At 33.5% G+C, this 25546-nt stretch carries 25 protein-coding genes and 1 pseudogene; 7 read left to right on the forward strand and 19 right to left on the reverse strand.

Annotated features, from left to right (window positions below; genetic code table 11):
* Nucleotides 1-82 precede the first annotated feature (82 nt).
* Complete coding sequence (locus BFS35_RS04725) at nucleotides 83-442, forward strand: YugN family protein (protein ID WP_096076864.1); 360 nt, start codon at nucleotides 83-85, stop codon at nucleotides 440-442.
* 71 nt (nucleotides 443-513) lie between these two features.
* The gene (ytvI, locus tag BFS35_RS04730) at nucleotides 514-1563 is read left to right on the forward strand and encodes a sporulation integral membrane protein YtvI (RefSeq protein ID WP_099580751.1); all 1050 of its coding nucleotides are present in this window, start codon (nucleotides 514-516) and stop codon (nucleotides 1561-1563) included.
* Nucleotides 1564-1608: 45 nt separating this feature from the next.
* On the opposite strand, the gene BFS35_RS04735 is transcribed toward ytvI, so the two are convergent.
* From BFS35_RS04735 to cyoE, 7 genes are all read right to left on the reverse strand, one after another.
* Nucleotides 1609-2070, reverse strand: a complete 462-nt coding sequence (locus BFS35_RS04735) for a DUF420 domain-containing protein (RefSeq protein WP_099580749.1) — start codon at nucleotides 2068-2070, stop codon at nucleotides 1609-1611.
* Between the two features lie 9 nt (nucleotides 2071-2079).
* The gene (gene ctaG / locus BFS35_RS04740) at nucleotides 2080-3033 is read right to left on the reverse strand and encodes a cytochrome c oxidase assembly factor CtaG (protein ID WP_099580747.1); all 954 of its coding nucleotides are present in this window, start codon (nucleotides 3031-3033) and stop codon (nucleotides 2080-2082) included.
* Nucleotides 3034-3164: 131 nt separating this feature from the next.
* The gene (locus BFS35_RS04745) at nucleotides 3165-3518 is read right to left on the reverse strand and encodes a cytochrome C oxidase subunit IV family protein (RefSeq protein WP_096076869.1); all 354 of its coding nucleotides are present in this window, start codon (nucleotides 3516-3518) and stop codon (nucleotides 3165-3167) included.
* Nucleotides 3518-4147, reverse strand: coding sequence for a cytochrome (ubi)quinol oxidase subunit III (locus tag BFS35_RS04750; RefSeq protein WP_099580745.1), 630 nt, complete (start codon nucleotides 4145-4147; stop codon nucleotides 3518-3520). The genes BFS35_RS04745 and BFS35_RS04750 overlap by 1 nt, the downstream gene beginning before the upstream one ends.
* Complete coding sequence (gene ctaD, locus BFS35_RS04755; RefSeq protein ID WP_170137303.1) at nucleotides 4147-6009, reverse strand: cytochrome c oxidase subunit I; 1863 nt, start codon at nucleotides 6007-6009, stop codon at nucleotides 4147-4149. Before ctaD ends, BFS35_RS04750 begins: the two co-directional genes overlap by 1 nt.
* A 52-nt stretch (nucleotides 6010-6061) precedes the next feature.
* A complete protein-coding gene (coxB, locus tag BFS35_RS04760; protein WP_099580742.1) occupies nucleotides 6062-7123 on the reverse strand; it encodes a cytochrome c oxidase subunit II in 1062 nt (353 codons plus the stop codon).
* Nucleotides 7124-7154: 31 nt separating this feature from the next.
* The gene (cyoE, locus tag BFS35_RS04765) at nucleotides 7155-8078 is read right to left on the reverse strand and encodes a heme o synthase (protein WP_099580740.1); all 924 of its coding nucleotides are present in this window, start codon (nucleotides 8076-8078) and stop codon (nucleotides 7155-7157) included.
* Between the two features lie 252 nt (nucleotides 8079-8330).
* Here cyoE and BFS35_RS04770 point away from each other — a divergent pair, with 252 nt between their 5' ends.
* Nucleotides 8331-9239 (forward strand): COX15/CtaA family protein, encoded by a 909-nt coding sequence (locus BFS35_RS04770; protein ID WP_099580738.1) that lies wholly within the window; start codon nucleotides 8331-8333, stop codon nucleotides 9237-9239.
* Between the two features lie 31 nt (nucleotides 9240-9270).
* Here the strand turns inward: BFS35_RS04770 and BFS35_RS04775 are convergent, their stop codons facing one another.
* From BFS35_RS04775 to BFS35_RS04785, 3 genes are all read right to left on the reverse strand, one after another.
* Nucleotides 9271-12708, reverse strand: coding sequence for a pyruvate carboxylase (locus tag BFS35_RS04775; RefSeq protein WP_099580736.1), 3438 nt, complete (start codon nucleotides 12706-12708; stop codon nucleotides 9271-9273).
* A 227-nt stretch (nucleotides 12709-12935) separates the two neighbouring features.
* The gene (locus BFS35_RS04780; protein ID WP_099580734.1) at nucleotides 12936-14123 is read right to left on the reverse strand and encodes an FtsW/RodA/SpoVE family cell cycle protein; all 1188 of its coding nucleotides are present in this window, start codon (nucleotides 14121-14123) and stop codon (nucleotides 12936-12938) included.
* Between the two features lie 50 nt (nucleotides 14124-14173).
* A complete protein-coding gene (locus BFS35_RS04785) occupies nucleotides 14174-14449 on the reverse strand; it encodes an Fpa/YlaN family protein (RefSeq protein WP_096076877.1) in 276 nt (91 codons plus the stop codon).
* Nucleotides 14450-14567: 118 nt separating this feature from the next.
* Between BFS35_RS04785 and BFS35_RS04790 the strand changes: the two are divergent.
* Nucleotides 14568-15043 (forward strand): annotated as a pseudogene (locus tag BFS35_RS04790) (hypothetical protein).
* A gap of 57 nt (nucleotides 15044-15100) precedes the next feature.
* On the opposite strand, the gene BFS35_RS04795 reads toward BFS35_RS04790, so the two are convergent.
* The gene (locus BFS35_RS04795; protein WP_099580732.1) at nucleotides 15101-15442 is read right to left on the reverse strand and encodes a YlaH-like family protein; all 342 of its coding nucleotides are present in this window, start codon (nucleotides 15440-15442) and stop codon (nucleotides 15101-15103) included.
* Between the two features lie 3 nt (nucleotides 15443-15445).
* A complete protein-coding gene (gene typA, locus BFS35_RS04800; RefSeq protein WP_099580730.1) occupies nucleotides 15446-17290 on the reverse strand; it encodes a translational GTPase TypA in 1845 nt (614 codons plus the stop codon).
* A gap of 107 nt (nucleotides 17291-17397) precedes the next feature.
* On the opposite strand from typA, the gene BFS35_RS04805 reads away from it, so the two are divergent.
* A complete protein-coding gene (locus BFS35_RS04805; RefSeq protein WP_331466701.1) occupies nucleotides 17398-17592 on the forward strand; it encodes a DUF5325 family protein in 195 nt (64 codons plus the stop codon).
* 165 nt (nucleotides 17593-17757) lie between these two features.
* Nucleotides 17758-18324: a hypothetical protein gene (locus tag BFS35_RS04810; protein ID WP_099580729.1), complete on the forward strand. Its 567-nt coding sequence runs from the start codon at nucleotides 17758-17760 to the stop codon at nucleotides 18322-18324.
* A gap of 300 nt (nucleotides 18325-18624) precedes the next feature.
* Here BFS35_RS04810 and BFS35_RS04815 read toward each other — a convergent pair whose 3' ends face one another.
* Nucleotides 18625-19446 carry an inositol monophosphatase family protein gene (locus BFS35_RS04815; protein ID WP_099580727.1) on the reverse strand — a complete coding sequence of 274 codons (822 nt, stop codon included), beginning with the start codon at nucleotides 19444-19446 and terminating at the stop codon, nucleotides 18625-18627.
* A gap of 135 nt (nucleotides 19447-19581) precedes the next feature.
* Here BFS35_RS04815 and BFS35_RS04820 point away from each other — a divergent pair, with 135 nt between their 5' ends.
* Complete coding sequence (locus tag BFS35_RS04820; protein WP_099580725.1) at nucleotides 19582-20193, forward strand: YktB family protein; 612 nt, start codon at nucleotides 19582-19584, stop codon at nucleotides 20191-20193.
* 21 nt (nucleotides 20194-20214) lie between these two features.
* On the opposite strand, the gene BFS35_RS04825 is transcribed toward BFS35_RS04820, so the two are convergent.
* The 6 genes from BFS35_RS04825 to BFS35_RS04850 form a co-directional block, all read right to left on the reverse strand.
* Complete coding sequence (locus tag BFS35_RS04825) at nucleotides 20215-21054, reverse strand: DUF4064 domain-containing protein (protein ID WP_099580723.1); 840 nt, start codon at nucleotides 21052-21054, stop codon at nucleotides 20215-20217.
* Between the two features lie 109 nt (nucleotides 21055-21163).
* Entirely contained in the window at nucleotides 21164-22237 is a 1074-nt protein-coding gene (locus BFS35_RS04830; RefSeq protein ID WP_099580721.1) for an ABC transporter substrate-binding protein, read from the reverse strand.
* The gene (locus BFS35_RS04835) at nucleotides 22234-23046 is read right to left on the reverse strand and encodes an ABC transporter permease (RefSeq protein ID WP_099580719.1); all 813 of its coding nucleotides are present in this window, start codon (nucleotides 23044-23046) and stop codon (nucleotides 22234-22236) included. The genes BFS35_RS04830 and BFS35_RS04835 overlap by 4 nt, the downstream gene beginning before the upstream one ends.
* Entirely contained in the window at nucleotides 23043-23849 is an 807-nt protein-coding gene (locus BFS35_RS04840) for an ABC transporter permease (RefSeq protein ID WP_099580717.1), read from the reverse strand. Before BFS35_RS04840 ends, BFS35_RS04835 begins: the two co-directional genes overlap by 4 nt.
* A 1-nt stretch (nucleotide 23850) precedes the next feature.
* A complete protein-coding gene (locus BFS35_RS04845) occupies nucleotides 23851-24933 on the reverse strand; it encodes an ABC transporter ATP-binding protein (protein WP_099580715.1) in 1083 nt (360 codons plus the stop codon).
* 9 nt (nucleotides 24934-24942) lie between these two features.
* Nucleotides 24943-25485 (reverse strand): helix-turn-helix domain-containing protein, encoded by a 543-nt coding sequence (locus BFS35_RS04850; RefSeq protein WP_099580713.1) that lies wholly within the window; start codon nucleotides 25483-25485, stop codon nucleotides 24943-24945.
* Nucleotides 25486-25546 lie beyond the last annotated feature (61 nt).

Here is a 25546-nt window from a genome sequence, read left to right on the forward strand (position 1 = left end):
TGAAATGAAATGAATATTCGATTGCATCAATAACGATTTTATCTTAAAATTGAAGATAGAATGATTTAGGGAGGAACTTAGAATGGTATTCACAAATTCAGGGATTGAAACAATCGTAGCTGAACAATCTTTAATCCAGCATGTAATGAATAAACACGGTTTAGTATTAGGGGGCCATTGGGATTTTGAACGTGCTACTTATGATTTAAAATATGAATTATCAGAAGGTATTTATTATTTACGTATTCCTGGTTACGCTATTGATGGTGATGTGGGCGCTAGAAATGCTACTTTGCAAATGATGGATCCATATTTAGGTAAACACTATTATCCAACTGGTGTCGAATACGGAGAAGATGAATATTTTAGTGATGCATTAGTTGAACATTGTAAACGTACGATTACTAGCATCTATAATGATATTAAAGCGATTCAAGCATAATTCTAGTTAACTAAGCGTGAACAAATTCATTTGTCTCACGCTATTTTTATTACCAAAGAAGAGGTGATGTCATGGTAAAAAAATGGCTGAATAAACGCACATTACTCATTATTTCTTTAATTGCTATTGCGATACTTTTTTTATATTTTATTATCCCAATATCTATTCCTCTTATATCAGCTTTAGTAATTGCATTGATGATAGAACCATTTGTTAAAATACTCGAGAAGAAAGTTGGAAGTAGAAAGTGGAGTGTTACAATCATTTACTCTACGATACTCGTTTCAATACTATTATTTACTTATTTCTTCTTAACAAAACTAATTGAACACATCATTCAGTTCTCTAAAGATTTACCGAATAAGTTGAACAATTTGATGGCAGTATGGGACAAGGTAGAAATAAAAATTTCTAAGATGATTCCAGAAAGTATCGCTTCATCTTTATTTGACGAGATCCAGAAATTCTTATTTTCAATGCGAGATTCTATTTTAAATTACTTTAATGTAGAACGCATAACTTCACTTGTTGCCAGTCTCCCAGAGACCTTTATCTCTGGCTTAGTATTTCTCGTTGCTTTATTTTTATTTATGTTAGAAATACCTAAGATGCACCAATTTATTAGAAACCATATGTATGATACAACCTACAACAAGACAAGTTTTGTGTGGAATCGCGTTACGTCTTCCATCTTTGGAATGATGCGTGCTGCAGTTATACTTTCAGGAATTACATGGTTTTTTACTTTTATAGGATTATTATTTATTACGCCTAAAAATGCTCTAGTACTTTCATTTATTATTTGTCTGGTCGATTTATTGCCTATTATTGGAGCTACCGGCATAACAATACCATGGGCGATTTACGCATATGTGACAGGGGACGTTGGATTAGCGTTAAAATTAATTGTACTTTCAACATTTTTACTCGTACAACGTAAAGTATTAGAACCAAAAATAATGGGTAACGGTGTTGGACTCAGTCCTTTACCTACCTTAATAGCAATGTATATCGGTTTAAAATTAATGGGTTTTGTAGGGTTCTTTATAGGTCCGATTCTGTTAATTATTATTATAACAATTATTGAATCAGGTGCTATAAAAGCGAATATAAAAATTTAACTTTATCACTATCAAAAAAGATCATCTCAATTGAGATGATCTTTTTTAAAATCCTAAGATTGCTTTAATTACTGATGTTGTTTCACCACCACGGTAGAACACATAAAGTAATAGGTATACCGCTACACCGGTGATTGCTGTAAAAAACCAGATGATTGATGTGATCGGTCCAAATTTTCTGTGAATATTAAGTTTATCTTTCAAACCTGTATAGATATTTAATATTCCCATTACAGCACCTATCGTTGCTAAAGTAATGTGAAAAATTAAAAATACAGTGTAATAAATTTTAAAATTATCAGGTCCACCAAATGATGTATTGCCAATAAAAATTGTTCTTGAAGCATAGATAATAAAGAAAATTGTCGCTGCAACACCCGCTGCGAGCATCACTTTTTTATGTGCTTCAATTCGTCCTTTAGCCACCAAATACCAGCCGATAGCGACCAGTATAGCACTGATGACAATAAATGTAGTACTGATTGTTGGTAAGATTGGTAAACTCATATTGTCCCCCTATTCAAATTCTCTGAAATAAGCATCTTGCTTTCTTTTTTCTTCTAAACTCAGACGTGTAATTTCGTCAGGATCTAATCTTTCAGAACGAGACCAGTTGACGAAAATATAATAGAACATAAAACCAAAGAATATTTCTTGTAATACTTTCATGATTACTCCACCAGTTTGCTGATCATCTTTAGGTGTCATATTAGTAAAATATTGTGGTCCGCTAATACCTGAATTTTGTAGAACATCATTTAATGTCCCTGTAGGTACACATAAACTCATTGCACTCATCCAGGCTTTCGGATCTGTATATGTCTTATACATTGGATGTTGTGCAAAGATAATTAATCCACAAGATGGTGTAAGCAATACTCCGATTCCAAAAATATATCCTAATTTCATTAGACCAGATAACTGTTTCTTCGTTTCACCTTTTTGATTAAAAATCGGATACCACATTGTAAAAGCGGTAATCGATAATAAAATCGTATATAGTGAATGTGGTGTTGCATTTTGTTTTAAGAAATCTAGTACAATCGGTAAATGATACAATGAAAAGAATGCATTGAAAGTAACCAGTGCAATAATCGGTCGTGTCATAAATTGAAATACGGGCTTAACATATGGAAGATTGATTACATATTCTATTAAGTAATTCGGAATTGCAAAATAGAATAACGGCATCATAAGTAAATACAAGACTGCCATCTGTAACATATGAAAGCTAAAAATAATATGACTCAGTAAATCAATTGGTGCACCTTTCATGATATAAAGTAATATCATTAAGAAGACAAATAAGATACCTTCTGACCTCTTGAGAGGGCGTCCTCCTGGGATATCTTTATACCATTTCACAGTAATTAAGAAAAAGACAATTGTTGCAAAAATAATTGCAACTAAGAAAAATGGACTCCAGTTTGCTAAAAATCCAAAAATTGAGATAGAACGAATACTACCCATATCATCACTCCATAAAATATACTGTCACCATTATAACGCAAATTATGGCAGACAAGTGGATAAAATATATCAAATTCTTGACGAAATCGTGATAATAAAAAAACTGAGACAATCGTCTCAGTTTTTATTGATTATTTTAATAATGGCTCACCTAACCACGTGATATATAAAGCCATTACTACAAAAGTCCCGGCAATAAACAATCCAGAAAGCATCATTAATTTAGCTGTCCCATGACCTGGATGTTTCATATGCATGAAATAATAGAATTGAAGTATGACTTGAATTAACGCCATTAATAATACTGCAGGAATAACAAATTCTTTACTTAATCCAGCTGCAACCATAGCAAAAGCAATTAACGTCAAGAAAATCATTATAGCAAATGTAGTAACCTGCATTCTCATTTCTTCAGTTCTTGTTCTTTTTTCGAAATTGTAACGATCCTGATTAAACTTTAAGTTGTTGTTAGTTTCATTTGACATTATCCTAACACCCCTAACAAGTAAACTACTGTGAAGATAAATACCCACACGACATCAATGAAATGCCAGTATAAAGCAGCTGTATTGAACTTCGCAGCGTTGTATACACTTAATCCACGTTTCATATTACGGATGATTAAAAGTATAATCCATGTTAAACCTATAATTACGTGGAATCCGTGAGTTCCTACTAAGAAGTAGAAGGCTGAACCAAATGCACTTGATCTGAAAGTATGACCTTGATGGATATATTCAACGAACTCATAAATTTCTAAACCTAAGAAGCTTAAACCTAAAATTACAGTAACGATAAACCATGTAATCATTTTGCCGAAATCATAGTTTTTCATATGATATAGCGCATACACACTTGTTAATGAAGATGTTAATAATAACATCGTCATAACAAATGCTAAAGGTAAATTGAATAAATCTTTTGCTAAAAGGTGATCTTCACTTGGGACACGATCTTTTAATGCTAAGTAAGTAGCGAATAAAGATGCGAATAATGCAGTCTCTCCACCAAGGAATACCCAGAATCCTAATAACTTATTTTTACCTTCTAAAGAAGCTGTTTCAGGATGACTTGGCCATCTTTCAGCCGTCATTTTCTCTTCGTGATGTGCCATTATTTAACACCTCTTTCGTACTCAATTAGCTCATCTTTAGTAATATGATATCCTAAATCATCTTTTAGTGAACGCGCAATCATTGCGCCTGCTGTAATCGCTAAACCTAAAATTAATACAAATGGAGCCCAAGGTTGAGCTGGTAAATCTTTTACTGCATCTAACGCCCATTTTTGACCATCAGCTAAGTATAAAGTACCAAAAGCTGCTACAAATAATCCAAGTGATTGCATAAATGGCAAGATTGAATTATTAGGCATATGAATATCACCTAAAGATTCAGCAGGTAAAATCTCACCGTTACCTTGTTTTTTCTCTAAATCAAACGCATCTAAACCACGAACAAGTGGTGTTTGAGCAAAGTTGTAGAATGGAGTTGGTTGTGGAAGTGACCATTCTAAAGTACGACCGTCGCCCCAAGCATCGCGACCTACTTTTGGCGCTTTAGCTAAAGTAATCACAACGTTAACTAACAAGATAATTACTGCCACAGCCATCGTTAATGCACCGATCGTGGATACTAAGTTAAATGTATCGTAACCTTGACCAGGTAAGTATGTGAATACACGTCTTGGCATACCCCATAAACCTAAGAAATGTTGTACTAGGAATGTTAAATGGAAACCTGTTACGAATAAAACAAATGAAATTTTACCTAATTTTTCGTTTAAAATCTTACCGAACATTAACGGGAAGTAAAAATGTAATCCTGCAAGTAATGAGAATACTACCCCACCAACGATAACGTAATGGAAATGCGCTACGATAAAGTAAGAATCATGATATTGATAGTCAGCTGGCGCTGATGCTTGCATTACACCAGTAACTCCACCCATAACGAATGATGGAATAAATGCTAATGCATAAAGCATCGGCGTCGTAAATTCGATACTACCACCCCAGATTGTTAATAACCAGTTAAAGATCTTAACACCTGTTGGTACTGCAATTGCCATAGTAGCAACCGCGAAAATTGCGTTTGCAGTTGGACCCAGACCTACTGTAAACATGTGGTGAGCCCAAACCATGAATCCTAAGAAACCAATTAATACTGTAGCGAATACCATCGCTGAATATCCGAATAAACGTTTTCTTGAGAATGTAGCGAAAATCTCAGAGAAAATACCGAATGCCGGTAATACTAAGATGTAAACTTCTGGGTGACCGAAAATCCAGAATAAATGTTCCCAGATAATTGTGTTACCACCTTGTGATACTACGAAGAATCCTGTACCAAACATTCTATCGAAAATTAATAAGAATAATCCGATAGTAAGTGGTGGGAATGCGAATACGATTAATACTGAAGCAACAAACGTTGTCCATGTAAATAACGGCATACGCATATATGTCATACCTGGTGCACGCATATTCATAATTGTAACCACAAAGTTAATCCCTGCAATTAATGTACCAGCACCAGAAATTTGTAAACCTAAAGCATAGAAATCAATACCGTGTCCAGGTGATGCTAAAGATAATGAAGCATATGATGTCCAACCTGCGTCAGGTGCTCCACCTAGGAACCAAGATAAGTTTAAGAATATTCCACCAAAGAAGAATAACCAAAAACCTAATGCATTTAAGAATGGGAATGCTACGTCACGTGCACCAATTTGTAAAGGTACTACAGCGTTCATAAATGCGAATAATAACGGCATAGCCGCTAAGAAAATCATTGTTGTACCATGCATCGTAATTATTTCATTAAATAGACCTGCTGAAACAAAATCATTTTCAGGAACAGCAAGTTGAATTCGAATAATCATTGCTTCAATACCACCCATGGCGAAGAATAATCCACCCATGATAAGATATAATATTGCAATTTTTTTATGGTCAACTGTTGTTAAATATTCCATAATTAAACCACGTTTTTTTTGTGTAGCCAATTGTGTAACCTCCCTTTATTTATTACTCTTCAACTTTTCGTTCCATTAAGTATTTAGTTAATGCATCGATGTCTGAATCAGATACTTTATACGAACCAGTCATTTTATTCCCTGGTTTGTATTTTTCAGGATCTTTAATCCATTTTTTTAAGTTTTCTTCGTTATGTTCTAAAACGCCAGCAACTGTTGTTCTTTCTCCGAAAGTTGTTAAGTTAGGACCTTTTGCTCCTTTACCAGTTGGTGTTACCGCGTGACAACCTTGACAAGATTGTTTAAATACCTTTTCACCTTGTTTAGCATCAGTTGTTGCCACAGGTTTTTTCACATCCTGCATTTTAGATACCCAAGTTTTAAAATCATCTTTAGACATTGTTTTAACTTTAAAGTCCATCAATGCATGTGAAGGTCCACATAACTCTGCACATTTACCATAGAACATATTTTTAGCATCTTTAGCTTTATCACCATCAAATACTAAATAGAATTTATTGATGTTCTCAACATTCGTATCCATCTTACCACCAACTGCTGGAATCCAGAATGAGTGTTTAACATCTGATGAATGTAATTTGAAATAAACTTTTGTATCCGTCGGTACAACAAGTTCTTGGCTTGTCACAATCTTTTGGTTTGGATATTCAAATTCCCACCAGTAAAGATTTGCAGTTACATCGACTACGATTTCTTTATTCTTTCCTTTTGCATCTACTTTATCCATAGCTTTCGTATCAGCTAATTTAAAAGTTAGCATAACTGTTGGAATTGCTAAAATTATTAATAAAAGAATTGGAATAGTTGTCCAGATAATCTCTAACTTATGATTACCGTGCACATCTTTCGGTACAAAATTCTCTCCAACTTTACTACGTCTGAATTTTACAACTGCTAAAACGAAAATAACGACAACAACTGCAATAACAAATAGCATGATGTAAACCGCTAACATCATTAAGTTGAATTGATCTTTTGAAACTTCCCCTGCTGGACGTAAAGCTGATAAATGTGGTTCACCACAACCAGCTAAAGTCATTAATAATAATGAAATTAAGCCCATCAACTTTACATTCTTAAATTTGTTTTTCATTAAATTCTAACCCCTCTTTCACCATTCATAATCAAATCATTTGAATTAATGTAACTACTACTATCATAACAAAAAAGATCATCAAATAGTTTAAAGAATAAATAAACATTGTCATTGCCCATCTGTTTTCTTTAACATTTGACTTAAACCCTGATACAGCAAGCAAAAGCCAACCTAGATTTAAGATTGTGGCAAGTACTATAAAAATAGTTCCTAGTTCATCCATTAAAAATGGTGTTGGAAGAAGTAAAGCAACCCAGAAAAGCATTCCAAGTCTAGTTCTTTCAAAACCTTTAACAGATGGCAACATCGGTATCCCCGCCATAGCATATTCTTCTTTACGTTTTATAGCCAGCGCATAAAAATGTGCCGGTTGCCAAATAAACATAATGACGAATAACATCCATGCTACCTTTGAAAGATTAGGATCAATTGCAGCCCAACCCACAAGTGGTGGAATCGCTCCTGGAAAACTACCTATTATAGTATTTGACACTAAATGACGTTTAGACCATACAGAATACAAAACCACATAACCAAATATCCCTAAAAATCCAATTATTCCTGTTTCAATATTTATCATGAAAAGTAAAACTTCTCCGATGAACATCAATAATAAACTCAGCTGGAATAGTGATTGAGAAGCAATTTTCCCAGTAACACTTGGCCGTTCCTGTTTACTTGGCATAATGCGGTCAATATCTTGATCATAAAAATTATTTAATGCACAACTTCCTGCCATAATAAGTGTAGATCCCGTAAGCATCGTTAATAATTCAGGAATGCTATTTAAAAATGAACGTTGTGTCATCATGATAGCAAGAAATGCTCCCGCAAACGTCGGTATCAAATTACCTTGAACGAGACCAAGTTTGACAATTGCTTTGACATCTTTAAATGTCAATCGCGTTTGTTCGACCGATTTGACGCTCTTTAAGACTTGTTCATTTTGCATTTTCACCCTCCTTTAACAATACTAACGCATATAATAACAATAATATATGAAAACTGTCACATTTTCTATACATTTTCGAAATTAAATTGTGACATTTTTCTATTTCTCTACAATTATAAATAATTCACGAATGTGACACATTTACTTTAAAGTTAGATTGTTATACTATATCTTAAGTATATACTGAAGTCGCGATGTAATAAAGTTTACATTTACACTTCACGTGCATAATGATAATTAGAGGTGAAGTATTTGTTAAAAGAAAAGAATTTAAAATGGTTATCTTTGTTTACGACCGTACTGATGATACTAGTACAAATCGGTGGTGCGCTAGTAACAAAGACGGGTTCTGCTGACGGATGTGGTAATAGCTGGCCACTTTGTCATGGTAAGTTTGTACCGACACATATTCCTATGGAAACATTGATTGAACTCGCACATCGTGGTGTATCTGGACTTGCTTTGATTTCGGTAACATGGCTTGTTGTTTTAAGCATTAAATATATTGGTCATAAAAGAGAAACAAAGTTTTTATGCTGGATGAGTATCGGCTTTATTTTTGCACAAGCTTTAATCGGTGCAGCTGCTGTAATCTGGCAACAAAATGGATTTGTATTAGCATTACATTTCGGAATTTCATTAATTAGTTTTAGTTCTGTGTTTTTACTCACATTATTAATATTTGAAGTAGATCAAAAGTTCGACGCTACAAAATTAGTGATACATTCTCATTTAAGAAGACATACAATAGCTTTAACAAGCTTTATTTATATTGTAATTTATAGTGGCGCCCTTGTACGTCACGAAAAAGCTAGCCTTGCTTGTCTGAGCTGGCCACTTTGTAAACAAGGACAAATCGGTTTGCCCGAAACATTTTTTGAATGGGTACAGATGAGTCACCGTACACTAGCTTTTATCTTATTTATATGGTTAAGTTACGTTGTTTACCATGCCGTAAAAAATTATAGTCAGTATCGTGTTATTAAATATGGCTACTCAATCGCATTTTTATTAATTTGTTTACAAGTAACGACAGGTGCGTTGTCAATATTTACGATGCTAAATTTATATGTGGCATTATTACATGCATTATTTATTACCTTACTATTTGGGTTGCTGTGCTATTTCTTACTTCTCATTTCTCGTGCAACGCAAAAATAACCTGCCACGGCAGGTTATTTTTTTCTATTTTTTAAGCTTCTGAAATTTCCACTAATAAATCTGTCGTTTGTATACTATCTCCCGTATTAACATAAACTTTGTCAATAGTACCTGAGAATGGTGCCTGGATAGTCGTTTCCATCTTCATCGCTTCAGTAATAAGTAATGATTGGCCTTTAGTTACAACATCACCTTCTTTTACTTTTACGACACCGACTGTTCCAGGCATTTGTGCTCCGATATGACTTCTATTTTTGGGATCTGCTTTAGGAATCGTAGCTAGACTTGGTTCAACGTTTGTATCTTTAACGTATACTTTACGACTCATACCATTAAAGTCGAAGTACACCCATCTATAACCATCTTCGTGGACATGTCCCACACTGATTAAATTCACAATCAATGTTTTACCTTCATCAATAGCTATTTCAACTTTCTCATTTTTACGCATTCCATAAAAGAATGTTGGTGTATCTAGTAACGATACATTTGCAAACTTTTCATTTGTTGCAATGTATTGTTCATATACTTTTGGATATAAAGCATAACTGATAATGTCTTGTTCTGATACTTGTTTATGCTGTTTTTCCTCAAGTTCCTTACGTAATATATCGAAATTAACCGGTGCTAATAATTCACCGGGACGAACATCAATACTTTCAATATCTTTCAGTACTACTTTCTTAAGTGCTTCCGGGAAACCATTTACTGGTTGGCCTATCTCACCCTTAAAGAATGAAACAACTGATTCTGGGAAGTCTAATGTTGCTCCACGCTCGATAACTGACGTTTCATCTAAGTCATTTTGAACCATGTATAAGGCCATATCTCCTACTACTTTAGATGACGGTGTAACTTTAACGATATCACCAAACATTAAATTAACACGTCTATACATATCTTTAACTTCACTGAAACGATTTCCTAAACCTAAACTCTTTGCCTGCATCCCTAAGTTAGAGTATTGCCCACCTGGCATTTCATGTTTGTATATTTCTGTATGTGGCGATTTAATGTCACTTTCAAAGTCTTTATAATAGTGACGTACACCTTCCCAGTAATGCGATAATTTTTCCATACCCTCAATATCAGCTCTCATTTGACGTGTTTTACCATTTAATCCGTAGAATAACGTATTGGAACTTGGTTGACTTGTTAATCCACTCATCGCTCCGAGTGCTGTATCTACGACGTCAACACCAGCTTCTATAGCTCTTGAATAAAGCATCACACCATTTCCACTCGTATCATGTGTATGCAAATGAATCGGCATATTTACAGTTGCTTTTAATTCACTTACTAGCTCAAATGCAGCTTCTGGTTTAAGCAGACCTGCCATATCTTTAATCGCTAAAATATGGAATCCTTCACGCTCCATAGCTTTTGCCATCTTCTTATAGTAATCCAGCGTATAAATGCTTGAACGTTCAGGATTTAATATATCACCAGTATAACAAATAGCACCTTCAGAAATTTTACCGGCTTTCAGAACCGCTTCATTTGCCACTTTCATTTGATCTAACCAGTTTAATGAATCAAATATTCTGAATACGTCAATACCAGCTTTCGCACTTTCTTCTACGAATTTTATTACCACATTGTCCGGATAATTTTTATATCCAACAGCATTAGAAGCGCGAAGTAACATCTGGAATAAAATATTCGGTATAGCTTTACGTAATCGCTCAAGGCGTTGCCACGGATCTTCTTTCAGGAAATTATACGCTACATCAAATGTAGCTCCCCCCCACATCTCGAGAGAAAAACTATCCTTAAGATAATGACTGGTCATAGGTGCAACTTCTAAAATATCTTTTGTACGTACACGTGTTGCAAGTAATGATTGATGTGCATCTCTAAACGTTGTATCAGTAATTAAAACATCTTTTTGATCAAGCAACCATTGTTTAACATATTCAGGTCCATGTAAATCTAATAACTGTTTCGTTCCTGATTCCGTACTCGGTTCTTTTTTTTCTATATATAGCGGCTCGAAGTTTGGTTTCTCTTTTTTTTCAACACCAGGAAAACCATTCACAGTTACATTTGCAATATATTCTAACGTCTTCGTACCACGATCACGTGGTGTTTTAATATCAAATAGTTCAGGTGTATCATCAATAAAATTCGTTGTATAATTTCCGCTCACAAACTTAGGGTGCTTAACGACATTCATTAAAAACTGTAAGTTCGTTTTAATACCACGGATACGCATTTCACGTAATGAACGTATCATTTTCTCTTCAGCTTGCTTAAAAGTAATCGCTTGTGTAGAAATTTTTACAAGTAAAGAATCATAATAAGGAGAAATTTCTGCTCCCTGGAAACCATCACCGGCATCTAAACGTACACCGAAACCTCCAGTAGAGCGATATGCCATAATTGTTCCTGTGTCTGGCATAAATTCATTTAGGGGATCTTCAGTCGTAACACGGCACTGAATTGCATAACCTAATGTAATAATATCCTTCTGCATAGGCATAGCGATGCGCTCGTCATGCATGTTCTCACCATCAGCAATTAATATTTGCGTTTTGACAATATCAACACCCGTTACCATCTCAGTTATAGTATGTTCAACTTGCACACGTGGATTAACTTCTATAAAGTAAAATTCATTTCCGCTCACTAAAAATTCAACAGTACCTGCATTTATATAATTGATCTTTTTCATCAACTGAACAGCTGCTTCACAAATGCGCATTCTTAAATCATCATTTAAACCAACAGAAGGCGCAACTTCAACTACCTTTTGATGACGACGCTGTACTGAACAGTCACGTTCAAATAAATGAACCAGATTACCATGCATGTCTCCAAGTATTTGAACTTCAATATGTTTTGGCTGATCAATATACTTCTCTAGGTAAACTTCTGCATTACCAAATGATTTTAATGCCTCTGACTGGGCACGTTGATAGGCATCTTCCAATTCTTCCTGATTGTTAACGATTCGCATCCCTTTTCCGCCACCACCAGAAATGGCTTTAATAATTATAGGGAAACCATATAAATCTGTAAATTCCTTTACTTCTTCAAAAGAAGTAACAGCATCCTTCGTACCAGGAATAATCGGTAATTCTGCCATTTCTGCTGTCGCACGTGCTTTCACTTTATCTCCAAACATATCTAAATGTTTCGTTTCTGGACCAATAAAGATAATACCTTCTTCAGCACAACGTTCAGCAAAAGTCATATTTTCACTTAGGAAACCATAACCAGGATGAATTGCATTTGCACCACATTTTTTTGCTATTTCAATGATTCGTTCGATATGAAGATAACTTTCAGTAGGACCAATATCCTCACCAACTAAATAAGATTCATCCGCTTTGTATCTATGAAGTGAACCTTTATCTTCTTTAGAATAAATAGCTACAGTTGGTATCTCTAGTTCGGTTGCTGCACGGAAAATTCTTATTGCGATTTCCCCACGATTTGCTACGAGTAACTTTTTAATGTGTTTCATACAATTCCTCCTCGACATGTTATCCTTTTCACATACATTATATATAATCCTTTTCCAAAATAAAATTGTTAAGACATATTATACATAAAATATTCATTTGTATCATACTAATTAGAAAATAGGTCATACTTATTGATTATTTTAAAATCAACAACTTATACAAAAATGCATGTGCCAAAAGACACATGCATTTCTGTAAACGTATTCATATTTTTGAATAAATTTAATTATTCCAACGATTTCTTTTTTACATCTTTTGCAGCCATCAATAGTAATCCGACCGCAATAGATAGACTTAATAAACTTGATCCACCGTAACTTAAAAATGGAAGAGGAACACCTGTTAATGGAATTAAACCAGATATACCACCAAGATTAATAAAAGCCTGAATTCCGATATAACTTGCTACACCAACGCAAATGAGCTTATAGAACACAGTATCTGCAAGAGCAGCGTACATAAATCCTTTATAAACAATAAAGAATAGTAAAGATATGATAATTATGGCACCAACAAGACCTAACTCTTCGGCAATGACAGCAAATATAAAGTCTGTATGGGGTTCAGGTAGATAACCAAGTTTCATCACACCATTTCCTAAACCTTTACCAAATATACCACCGTTACCAATCGCCATTAACGAGTTTGATAAATGATAACCAGCACCCTCTTCGTCTTTAAAAGGATTTGCAAGCACCTCAAAACGTTGCTGTTGATGTGTCGCTAAAAACTTACCAGTGATTAAAAACATCCCCGTCATAATAAGTACAACTGCACCACTTACTAAACCAATCATAATCATCATGGCACGAAATGCGATTCCTGAATATAGGAAAATACAACCGATTATCATTAAAATTATCATTGTCGATCCAAAGTCATTCTGGATAATAACAAGTCCTGCACAAATACCTACTAAAACAAGTGGTGCGATAATATCCCAGCTCATCTTTTCAAGATTTTCTTTCTTATCATAAATATATGCTAAATAAATAATTACAACAATTTTAAGTAATTCTGAAGTTTGTAACTGCATAAAACCCAGAGGTAACCAACTTTTAGCACCGTTTACTTCTACGCCAAATAAACGCGTAAAAAGTAATAGTATCATAATTGCAATAATCGAGAATTGTTGGACGCGTTTATTTTTAATTATTTTAATGGACATGAAATAGGCCATAAAAAAGACGATACCAAAACTCAAGATAATTGTAACCAGCTGTCTAATATAAAAATAAGATGCACTTACTGGACGACCACCTGTCAACGTCCCACGCGTTGCAGCGACCATACTCGCACTATAAATCATCACTAACCCTATCAATACCAGTGCTACATAACTCAATAGTAGTGGAAAGTCTACATACTTTGTATATTCTTTTATGTAATCGATAAAATTTCTTATGTGTTTCAAAAGGACCCGCTCCTGAAATAAAATTAAGTCTAAAGCAAACGCTCTAGACTTTAGACATTTGTGAAGGCATCATGTAATTTAGAAAGTTCTTTCTCGAGAGCAGATAAAATCTTTTTGCCTTCATCTTTTTCAATTAATCCGATACGTGTTGCAAAATCTACTTCACGACTTAAACCGAACATCTGTGTATCTAACACCTCTTCATAAAGAGGACATTGTGGCATTGTTAAGTTGTCCATTTGAACTTTAATCAACTGCAAAATTTTCTCTGCATCTTGATTGAGCTGGTCATATGCCTTTTGTTTGTAATCTAAATGGTCACGCATAGCATACACCTTCATTTCATTATTCTTATACTTTAAAATTCTATATGACAAGTCCTTAAAAATCAAGCATTTACTTAAATAGAATATGGTATTATAAATATGAAAGGGTGATAGTATGATTATACAGATTAAAGGGAAAGTAAAATTCAATATTACATTAGATCCATCTACTTTTATCTTTGATGATCGTAAAGTTGAAATGGAAGCGCTATTACAAGGTAAATCCTCAGGAGAAGAACCAATAACCTTCCAGGATAATTATGAATGGAACCGCGAAATATTAGAAGGTGGTTCAAAACCTCCGACGCTTGTTTCTGAAAAGAATTTAAGAAACAAGCATTATTAGAAGGTACCTTCTTAATGAATATGCATTCGTTTATTATTAATGCAGAACCAGATAGTGACGCAACAAAAGTTGAATTATCGAACGAAGATACTAAAGTACAAATTACTTTAGCTGAATTAAAGCATCTATACTTCCAGTTTTCAAAAGACGGTAAACGTTTATACGATGATGGTATGGTAGATGCATATTTATATAACGACGAACTTAAATTAATCATGAAACACGTTACAGGTATTGCGTTAATTTAATTTATAAGATGATTATTCGAAATTTTTCATCACAAAAAGAAGCTTAAGACATTCGTCTCAAGCTTCTTTTTGTTGTCGCTCTTTATGTAATCGATATCGATACAATCCAAGTACAATCGCTGCAATAATTAAACTTTCACCGACAGGTAAAAATACTGCCAGGAAGTTTAATATAATACAGCCCAGGAATAATAGAATATATATGACCACGTTTTGCCAAGGTTTTAACTTTCTCGCAAATCCTAAATTATAAACGATTGCACTTAATATAAATATCGCTATCAACAAATACCACATACCAGTCTCTGGATGTTTATCAACTGCAAAAAGTTTAGCAAGAAATGACATTCTTTGTTCAGGATCTACGCTCACTTGCGCATTTCCGATCATAAAATTCATTGATTACTCCTCCTCTTGCATCGCTGCTTTTGCTTTCTTTTGCTCTCTTTCACGTTGAGATTTATCTAAAGTTTTCTTTCTTAAACGAATTGATTCAGGTGTAACTTCAACTAATTCATCTTCATTTAAATATTCTAAAGCTTCTTCTAACGTTAAAGTTCTTGGCTTTTTCATCGTTGTTGTTTGTTCTTTAGTAGCACTACGGATATTGTTTGCAGCTTTAACTTTAGTAATGTTTACTGTTAAGTCATTATCACGTGAGTTTTCACCAACGATCATACCTTCGTATACTTCAGTACCCGGTTCCATAAAGTTTACACCACGATCTTCTAGAGCTAAGATAGCATATGTTGAAGCTACTCCTTTCTCCATAGAAACTAATACGCCGTTACGACGTCCACCGATACGCCCTTTTAATAATGGACGGTATTCATCAAATGTGTGATTTAAAATCCCATAACCACGTGTCATTGACATGAATTCAGTACGGTAACCGATTAATCCACGTGCAGGTACGTTAAAGATTAAACGTGTTTGACCATTACCACTGTTAACCATATCAACCATTTCACCTTTTCGTGTTCCTAAAGATTCAATAACTGATCCAGTATTTTCTTCTGGTACATCAATTTGAACGCGTTCATATGGCTCATATTTCTTACCATCAATTTCTTTTACGATAACTTCTGGTTTAGAAACTTGTAATTCGAATCCTTCACGACGCATGTTTTCGATTAAGATAGATAAATGTAATTCTCCACGTCCAGAAACAGTCCAGCTATCAGGTCCAACAGACTCTACGCGTAATGATACGTCTGTCTCAAGTTGTGATTCTAAACGGTCCTGAATATTACGCGCAGTTACAAATTTACCTTCTTTACCTGCAAACGGAGAATTGTTTACTGAGAAAGTCATTTGTAATGTTGGTTCATCGATACGTAAAATCGGTAAAGCTTCCGGAGTATCTACTGGAGTAACAGTTTCACCTACGTTAATGTCTTCCATACCAGATACAGCAATTAAATCACCAGCATATGCTTTTTCAACTTCAACACGTTTTAAACCGAAGAAACCAAAGATTTTAGTAACACGGAAATTTTTAATTGTTCCGTCAATCTTTATTAATGAAACTTGTTGTCCTACTTCCATCGTTCCACGGAATACTCGGCCAATACCGATACGACCAACATAATCATTGTAATCTAATAAAGCAACCTGAAATTGTAATGGCTCTTCACGGTTATCAACTGGTGCTGGTACATAATCGATAATCGTTTCGTATAAGCTTTGCATGTTTTCATCTTGAGTCGACGCATCAAGACTAGCAGTACCATTAATTGCTGAAGCATATACTACTGGGAAGTCTAACTGTTCATCATTTGCTTCTAATTCAATAAATAAGTCATATACTTCGTCTAAAACTTCTTCAGGTCTTGCTGAAGGTTTATCTATTTTATTTACTACCACTACAGGTTTTAAGTTTTGTTCTAATGCTTTCTTTAATACGAAACGTGTTTGAGGCATAGTTCCTTCATATGCATCTACAACTAAACATACACCATCTACCATCTTCATGATACGCTCTACTTCACCACCGAAGTCAGCATGCCCTGGAGTATCCAGAATGTTGATACGCGTTCCTTTATAATCGATTGCTGTGTTCTTTGCTAAGATCGTGATACCACGTTCTCTTTCGATATCATTTGAATCCATCGCACGTTCTTCAACGTGTTCATTTGAACGGAAAGTACCTGATTGTTTTAATAATTCATCAACTAGGGTAGTTTTTCCATGGTCAACGTGGGCGATAATTGCAATATTACGAACATCTTCTCTAAAATTTGTCATTAATTTGTTTCTCCTTAATCGAACTACAGTTTATTATGTAACTGTGATATTATATCATATTATAGGTTAATTATATATCGATAAATTCCAGATTCAAAATATAAGGGGTGTTTTTTTTGATAAAAAGTAAGTTACCATTTTTTCTGTTAGCAATTTTTGCCGTGTTAATGTTAATTCTCTTCAGCATTGGATTAGCTGAATTAAATTATTTACTAATCGTTATATCAATTATTTTGTTCATTGCAACTTTTGGATATGGATTTACACTAAAAAGTCAATACCGAAAAAATGATTGGTTATAGTAATTTTGTAAAACTGCAAAGGAACCTTTGCAGTTTTTCCTATATTTCGAATCAAAATTAATTTTCTGGACAAATATTTATTAAAAAATTGAAATGCTGCAATTTGCACACAATTCAATGGTCTATTATATTATCACTGTATTGATTCTATATAGAGGTGATAACATGATCTTAAAGCCAAGACAAAAGAATAAACATCTTGCATATTTAGAAGCGTTAGAAGGTAGAATTGAATTCACTGAAGAACAGATAGAAAGATTAATACTACTACGCAATACAGAAAGTTTAGAAATTGAATTTGAATCTTTTCTTAATCATTTAAACACCGATTGTTTTGATATTATATGGCAATTTAATTATTCAGATTATCATGTTGATGCATTAATCAATGTCATATTAGTATCTGAATCTGCAATCTATCTTTTTAAACTCAACAATTATTCTGGCCTGCATTATGTAAATAATGAAGGCATTCTGGCACATTATATTACTGAACAGCCGCAGTTGGATATATTACAGTTAAACTGCGTAAAATATTCGATATATTCTATATTAGATAGTAAATACAAACATTTACCAATATATATTAAATGTGTGTGCATGGATGAAACGTTTGAACTTGATTCCAATTCTGATCATTATCCATTTCTTTTTAGACACGATATCATTCCATATATTAATAAAATCAACAAAATGAATAAAAAAAAAGCACTCAGAACAGTGAGTACTTAAAAAGTGCACATATTGAGCCAATCCTCAACAAACAATCTGCTTATAGTACAGGAATCGTCTGTCCAAAATGTAAAGCATTAAATCACATTTCAAAATACAAATCACTTGTTTATTGCAGTCAATGCCAGACGATACATACTATCGATGAAATTTTTAACTATACTTTGAATGCATTAATTCAAATTCACTCAGATCAAACGATTACAAAGGCAAAAATACAAAGATTTTCTGATTATTTCTTTACGAATTATCAATTACAAAAACTTTTTCCGAAATCCAAAAAGAAACAAACAAATCAAATTATCGTTTAGAAAATCTGCCTTGATGTATTTTTTCTAATTCTAATTTAAACGGACTAAGATAATCATTCATAATTTCCGTATGAAGAGACTTATTCGCTACAACTATAGAATTTGCAGTTAGTAAATTAACCGGTTCTCCTAACTGATTTGTCACGATACCACCAACTTCTTCAACAATAATCAATCCACCTGCAAAATCCCATGGGTGTAAGCGAAGTGTAATATATGCATTTATCTTGTTTGATGCTACATACGCAAAATCTAATGCAGCAGAACCATAACTTCTTGCACTACGTGAATCTCTGACAAGCGGGATATAAATATCACGCGTAAAATCTTTCGTTAACCAATTTGGGTTCATAGAAATAATAGACGTCGCGAGTGGTGTTTCTGTTATATTTTCTAACTTTACACCGTTTTTATATGCACCATGTCCAGCACGTGCTTCAAATAATATATTTCGCATAACATCATAAACAACACCAGCATATTTTTCACCATCAATAAATATTCCAATAGAAATCGCAAAATTTTCTTGTTGATGGACAAAATTTAATGTACCATCTATCGGATCTATAATCCAGATGACGCCATTTAAATTATCTATGTCTTTTCCACTACCTTCTTCACCAATAATTCGATGATCAGGATATGTATCTTGTATACGATCAAAAAGGAATTTTTCTGTTGCTTTATCCATATTGGTAACAAGATCATTTGGGTTTGATTTTGTTTCTATTAAAAGTGGTTCATTTAATTGCTTGCGGATATTTTCTCCAGCCTGCAATGTGATATCTTTTAAAAAATTATAAAGTTCCATAAGCACTCCTCCTGTTCCATATATTATACACAAGAATAAATATATGCAAAAATGTTTTATCTTTATGTTTTTTCATGTAATGTTGTATTTATCATGATTCATTTGAATTTAAATTTAAAAATAAGCGAGGTTTCTATGGTTAAATATACTTTTACAAAAAAAGATTTCGATGTTTTTAATATTGATGGTCTTGCGCCACGTATGGAAGCATTGATTGACACGACACGTCCTAAGTTAGAAGCTCTAGGAGAGCACTTTAGTGCATATTTAAGTGAACAAACAGATGAAACTTTCTATCCGCACGTTGCCAAACATCTACGTAGAAAGACTAATCCCCCAAATGATACATGGGTTGCTTTTGCTACGAACAAACGTGGTTATAAAATGTTACCTCATTTCCAAATTGGATTGTTTGGCAGTCACGCATTTGTATTATTCGGAGTTATATATGAATCTCCTGATAAGGAACGTATGGCGAAAAAATGGAAGAAACAAATTAAAACAATTCAAGCATTAGGTGATGAATATATCATTAAAGGCGATCATATGAAAGAAAATTATGATTTCATTAAAGATATAAAAAAGAAAGATATCGAAGCTTATATCGATCGACTTATTAATGTCAAAAAAGGTGAATTAATGTTTGGTAAGGTGTTCTTTCCTGGCGATGCTGCTTTAAAATCTGATAAAGCATTTATTCATGAAATTGAGAAAACATACTTTGAATTACTACCTTTATATCAATAAAAAAACGCCCGAGGGCGTTTTTTACTGGTTGCGATTATTGTAGTTGTCACGACGTTCGTTAACTGCATCTTTTGTATTATCAACATAAGTTACACGATCACGATCACCATCAAGATTATTATCAAACGTATTACGTTCATTTGAAGCGTTGAAATCATGATCAACATTTGTATGATTTTTCTGCTCTATTACTGTATCACGATCAGTATCAACTGTACGATTGTTGTAATTTACTTCACGTTCTTTAGTAACATCTGCATCATAAACATAATCATTGTTACGCTCACGTTCGATTGTTTCGTCACGCTCAACATAAGTAGGTGCAACATTACGTTTTCTCTCAACTGTTTCTACTTCACGATGATCTTCATAATAATCATTATTTGTAATTACTTTATCTTTACGCGCAAATAATAAAATTGCTGCGATTAAGAAGAATAAAGGAATAAATCCTAAAATGATTGTTAAGAATAATGGTGCAGTCAGTAATCCTGCTAATAATAACATGACACCTGCTAAAATACGCTTTTTCATTTTAAGTAATCCAATTAAACCAAATAATAATGGTAAAATTGTGTAAGCTATAATGCCCCATACACTCTTAATCATTAATGGTACTAATTCATCAACTGACATATTTGCTTCATTTAATGAATTTTGAAAATCAGGATTTTTACCTAATTCATTATTCAATGCTTCTTTTAATTGTGTAACAAACTCCGGATTATTTCCATTCACTAATAATTGATAAAGACCAAAGATTGAAAGTGCTAATAATGGTAACCAAGCTAACCAACCAAAGATTTTTTCCGGAACGCGACTTACAGGTTTAACTGTTTGTGTGTATTCTCTACGACTCATATGTTCATCTCCTTATAACTTTATTTAAATATTCTATACCCTACTATAACCTATATATGCAAGAATTTAAAAATAAAATAAAAAAGTAAGGCTCTTGCCTTACTTTTTGTTAGTTCAAACTCATCTTAAATTTTAAAAATAATTCATTATAGCGCTTAATATTCTCAAATCCTAAATCTTCGTATACTTCAAGTTTTTCCTGTACTGCTTTACTTGGATAAAAGCGTTCATCTTCTCTCGTTTCTTTATCAAGTAATTTATAACTTGCTGTGTTAGGAGTAGCATAACCAACCCATTCCGTATTCTGCTTACCAATTTTTGCATCTAATAAAAAGTTAATAAATTTATGCGCACCATCGACATTTTGTGCAGTTTTAGGAATCACCATATTATCGAACCACAGATTTGATCCTTCTTTCGGTACAACAAAATCTAAATTTTCATTTTCAGTCATAATATCAGCACCCATACCACTCCAGACAACTGCAACATCTGCTTCTTTTTGAACCATCATCGTATTGATTTCATCACCAACGACACCTTTTACGTTAGGTCCTAACTTTTCAAGCTTTTGTTCAGCTTTGTCAAGTATTTGTGGATTGGTTTCATTTAATGACTCACCCATGCTATTAAGTGAAAAACCAAGTGCTTCACGGGCACCGTCAACGATGAGTACATTATTTTTAAGACGTGGATCCCAGAGACTATCCCAACGTGAGAAGTCAATTCCTTTTGTTTTATCAGGATTATATAATATACCTACAGTACCCCAGAAATAGGGAATGGAATATTTATTGCCTTTATCAAAATCAAGATTCATAAAATCCGGATTAATATTTTTTAAGTTTGGAAGTTTCTTATGATCTATTGGAATAAGAAGTTTCTCTTCCTTCATCTTCTGAATCGCATATTCACTTGGTACAGCAATATCATAATGTGTACCACCATTTTTAATTTTTGCGAGCATTGATTCATTAGAATCGAAAGTTTCAAGTATTACGCGAATACCATACTCTTTTTCAAACTTTTTAAGTAATGCCGGATCGATGTATTCTCCCCAATTATAGACATAAAGTATATTACCTTTACCGCTTTTTGGTGGTGGATCGATAAACTTAGCTGAGAAAAGTAAAAGTACGGCAACTGCAAGAGATATAAGAATTAACTGCATCAATTGCTTCATTTCACAACACCTGCTTTCACTTTTCTTCTTTTATCTTGTTTATTTGAAATAAAGTAATAGATTACAATAATTGTCATGACAATTAAGAATAGTAATGTACTGATTGCATTAATCTCCATAGAAATACCTTTTCTCGCCATTGAATAAATTTCAACTGATAATACGCTAAATCCATTGCCCGTTACAAAGAAGCTCACTGTAAAGTCATCAAGGCTATAAGTTAATGCCATAAAGAAACCAGCAATAGCGCCAGGTAATATATGTGGAATAACAACCTTTGTAATCGTCTGGTAAGTACTTGCACCTAAATCATAACTTGCATTGATAAGTGATTGATTCATATCGTATAACTTCGGTAAAACCAGTAGTACGACAATCGGCACACAAAATGCGATATGTGAAATCAACACTGACCAGAATCCTAAGCCCATACCTGTATAATGTCCGATTACAGTAAATAGAATTAAAAATGATGAACCGATAACAACATCGCTACTCACCATCAATATATTATTTAAAGTAAGTAATCCAACTTTTAATTTTTTATTTCTCATGTAGTAAATACCTAAAGCACCACAAATACCGATCACTGTAGAAATACTTGCTGCAATCAGTGCAACTGCTAGTGTATTAACAATGATGACCATTAAACGTTTATTTTGAAATACAGCTATATAGTGATCTAATGTAAATGATTTAAAATGATTCATATTTCCAGCAGAATTGAATGAATAAAACATTAAGTAGAAAATTGGAAAGTATAAAATGAATAATGCAAATGCTAGAAATAGTTTAGATCTTAGTTTCATTTGACATCCTCACTTCCCTCTTTCGACTTCGTAATAATCATGACTAACGCCATAGCTAAAATTAAGAACACAGCGATTGTAGAACCCATACCGTAGTTTTGTGTTACAAGAAACTGTTCTTCGATCGCTGTACCTAAGTTAACGACTTTGTTTCCGGCAATAAGACGCGTAATCATGAATAAACTTAATGCAGGGATAAATGTCACTTGAATACCTGTTTTCACACCTTCCCATGATAGAGGCATAATAACTTTTCTAAAAGTTGTCATCTCATCTGCACCTAAATCGCGCGACGCCTGTAATAAGTTTTCCGGAATAGCATTCATACTATTAAAGATTGGTAATATCATAAAAGGAATGTAAATGTACACCGACACAAAGATAAATGCCGTATTCGTAAATAATAAACTCGTGGCCGGAAGGTGCATCCAGTTCAATAAATCATTGATTGTACCTTGCTTACTAAAAATACCGATAAAGGCATAAGTTTTTAATAAAAGATTAATCCATGTCGGCAAAATAATGATAAGCAGCCAGAACTGTTTATTTTTTGCAGTGCGTAAAACCATTGCAATCGGATAAGAAATGATGAGACATAACAGTGTAATTATTACTGCATACCAGATTGAACTGAGCGTCATATTAAAATACGACATCGTAAAGAAATCTTTATAATTTTCTAATGTAAAATGACCACTGTTGTTTGTAAAACTTGTATAAAAAATCATTACTAAAGGCGCAATAATAAATATAACAATCCAAATTAAATAGGGAATAAGAAAATATTTTTTTGCTTTTTCCATATTACACCTCGTAAGACTCAATACGTGCATCAAATTCTTCTTCGGTTTCACCTGGGAGCATAATATGAATTGCTTCCTCATCAAATGTTAGACCAACATGTTCTCCAGGTATTGCACTTTTCGTTGATTGAATAATCCACTCATTACCAGCCTCATCAAAACAACATATTTCATAATGCACCCCACGGAATAATTGTGAATCTACGACTGCTTTAACTTTACCTGCGTCAGGAGTAGTTATTTTAATATCTTCAGGACGAATGACAACATCTACTTTAGCATTTGGTTGAAAGCCTTTATCAACACAAGCATATTCATTCCCATACATTTCAACAACATAATCACGCTTCATTACACCAGAAACGATATTTGATTCTCCTATAAAATCTGCAACATATCGATTGATTGGTTCATCATAAATATCAGTTGGTGTGCCACTTTGCTCAATTCTTCCTTTGTTCATAACGAAGATATAATCACTCATTGCAAGCGCTTCTTCCTGATCATGTGTAACGAAAATAAATGTCTTACCAAGACGTTGCTGTATTTCTCTTAATTCATACTGCATCTCTGTTCTGAGTTTTAAATCAAGTGCTGATAATGGTTCATCAAGTAAGATAATTTCTGGCTCATTGACGATAGCGCGTGCAATAGCAACACGTTGACGTTGCCCACCACTCATGTCTTTTATTTCTCGATTTTCAAAACCATCTAGTTTTACTAACTTTAAAGCATCCATTACGCGCGTTTGCACTTCATTATTATTTACTTTTTTAATGCGTAATCCATATGCGACATTTTCAAATACATTTAAATGAGGGAACAATGCATAATCCTGAAACACAGTATTAACACGACGCTTATTTGCAGGAATATCATTAATTCGATTACCTTCAAAATAAATATCACCTGTCGTAGCCTTTTCAAAACCAGCAATCAAACGTAAGATTGTTGTTTTTCCACAACCAGATGGCCCGAGTAATGTATAGAATTTACCTTCTTCAATTTCAAAATTAATATTATCCAGAACTTTGTTTTCGCCGTATGATTTAGACACATTGTTAAATTGAATAAAATCTTTCATGACACTCTCCTATAAATATGATTCAGTTGCGACGATTAATACACGTGCATCTTTTTTATATCTGTTAAATAACTGATGTGATTCATTTGCTTTAAAATAAAATGATTCACCACGACGTGCTGTATATTCTTTTCTACCGATTCTAATACTTGCTGTCCCATCTAACACATAAATAAAACTATCTGAAAGACTTGGCTCAAACTTTTTGTATTCTGAATCAGGTTTTAATGTAATTATAACAGGCTCCATATCAAATTCATTTGAATCTGGAACTAGCCACTGAATTAAATAGCCATTATCATATTCATCATAAATTGTCTGTTCAGATTTAGGATAATAAATGCGCTGCTCATGCATCTTCTCATTAAAGAAGTCTGATGGTTCTGATCCTAAAACTTCAAGTATATTAAAGAATGTCTCCATAGACGGTGAACATAAATTACGTTCTAGTTGAGAGATATATCCTTTTGATAAATCAGTTCTTTCCCCTAGTTCTTCCTGCGTTAAATTCTTTTGGCGTCGTAAATCTTTTATTTTTTTCCCTATATCCATGTATTCACACCTTAGTTTAATAATTGTAAACAATTTGTTTAATAACGTTTTAAATATAGCA

The sequence above is a fragment of the Macrococcoides goetzii genome, assembly GCF_002742385.2.
Classification (GTDB): Bacteria; Bacillota; Bacilli; order Staphylococcales; family Staphylococcaceae; genus Macrococcoides; species Macrococcoides goetzii.

Excerpts from the sequence above, each read along its gene's own strand:
- coxB (WP_099580742.1), bottom strand. The coding sequence starts at position 7,123 with ATGAAAAACAAATTTAAGAATGTAAAGTTGATGGGCTTAATTTCATTA.
- cyoE (WP_099580740.1), bottom strand. The coding sequence starts at position 8,078 with ATGCAAAATGAACAAGTCTTAAAGAGCGTCAAATCGGTCGAACAAACG.
- BFS35_RS04795 (WP_099580732.1), bottom strand. The coding sequence starts at position 15,442 with ATGAATTTTATGATCGGAAATGCGCAAGTGAGCGTAGATCCTGAACAA.
- BFS35_RS04810 (WP_099580729.1), top strand. The coding sequence starts at position 17,758 with ATGATCTTAAAGCCAAGACAAAAGAATAAACATCTTGCATATTTAGAA.
- BFS35_RS04850 (WP_099580713.1), bottom strand. The coding sequence starts at position 25,485 with ATGGATATAGGGAAAAAAATAAAAGATTTACGACGCCAAAAGAATTTA.
- BFS35_RS04840 (WP_099580717.1), bottom strand. The coding sequence starts at position 23,849 with ATGGAAAAAGCAAAAAAATATTTTCTTATTCCCTATTTAATTTGGATT.
- BFS35_RS04785 (WP_096076877.1), bottom strand. The coding sequence starts at position 14,449 with ATGCGTGACCATTTAGATTACAAACAAAAGGCATATGACCAGCTCAAT.
- typA (WP_099580730.1), bottom strand. The coding sequence starts at position 17,290 with ATGACAAATTTTAGAGAAGATGTTCGTAATATTGCAATTATCGCCCAC.
- BFS35_RS04815 (WP_099580727.1), bottom strand. The coding sequence starts at position 19,446 with ATGGAACTTTATAATTTTTTAAAAGATATCACATTGCAGGCTGGAGAA.
- BFS35_RS04725 (WP_096076864.1), top strand. The coding sequence starts at position 83 with ATGGTATTCACAAATTCAGGGATTGAAACAATCGTAGCTGAACAATCT.
- BFS35_RS04745 (WP_096076869.1), bottom strand. The coding sequence starts at position 3,518 with ATGTCAAATGAAACTAACAACAACTTAAAGTTTAATCAGGATCGTTAC.
- BFS35_RS04845 (WP_099580715.1), bottom strand. The coding sequence starts at position 24,933 with ATGAAAGATTTTATTCAATTTAACAATGTGTCTAAATCATACGGCGAA.
- BFS35_RS04750 (WP_099580745.1), bottom strand. The coding sequence starts at position 4,147 with ATGGCACATCACGAAGAGAAAATGACGGCTGAAAGATGGCCAAGTCAT.
- BFS35_RS04775 (WP_099580736.1), bottom strand. The coding sequence starts at position 12,708 with ATGAAACACATTAAAAAGTTACTCGTAGCAAATCGTGGGGAAATCGCA.
- BFS35_RS04820 (WP_099580725.1), top strand. The coding sequence starts at position 19,582 with ATGGTTAAATATACTTTTACAAAAAAAGATTTCGATGTTTTTAATATT.
- ytvI (WP_099580751.1), top strand. The coding sequence starts at position 514 with ATGGTAAAAAAATGGCTGAATAAACGCACATTACTCATTATTTCTTTA.
- BFS35_RS04825 (WP_099580723.1), bottom strand. The coding sequence starts at position 21,054 with ATGAGTCGTAGAGAATACACACAAACAGTTAAACCTGTAAGTCGCGTT.
- BFS35_RS04835 (WP_099580719.1), bottom strand. The coding sequence starts at position 23,046 with ATGAAACTAAGATCTAAACTATTTCTAGCATTTGCATTATTCATTTTA.
- ctaD (WP_170137303.1), bottom strand. The coding sequence starts at position 6,009 with ATGGAATATTTAACAACAGTTGACCATAAAAAAATTGCAATATTATAT.
- BFS35_RS04830 (WP_099580721.1), bottom strand. The coding sequence starts at position 22,237 with ATGAAGCAATTGATGCAGTTAATTCTTATATCTCTTGCAGTTGCCGTA.
- BFS35_RS04735 (WP_099580749.1), bottom strand. The coding sequence starts at position 2,070 with ATGAGTTTACCAATCTTACCAACAATCAGTACTACATTTATTGTCATC.
- ctaG (WP_099580747.1), bottom strand. The coding sequence starts at position 3,033 with ATGGGTAGTATTCGTTCTATCTCAATTTTTGGATTTTTAGCAAACTGG.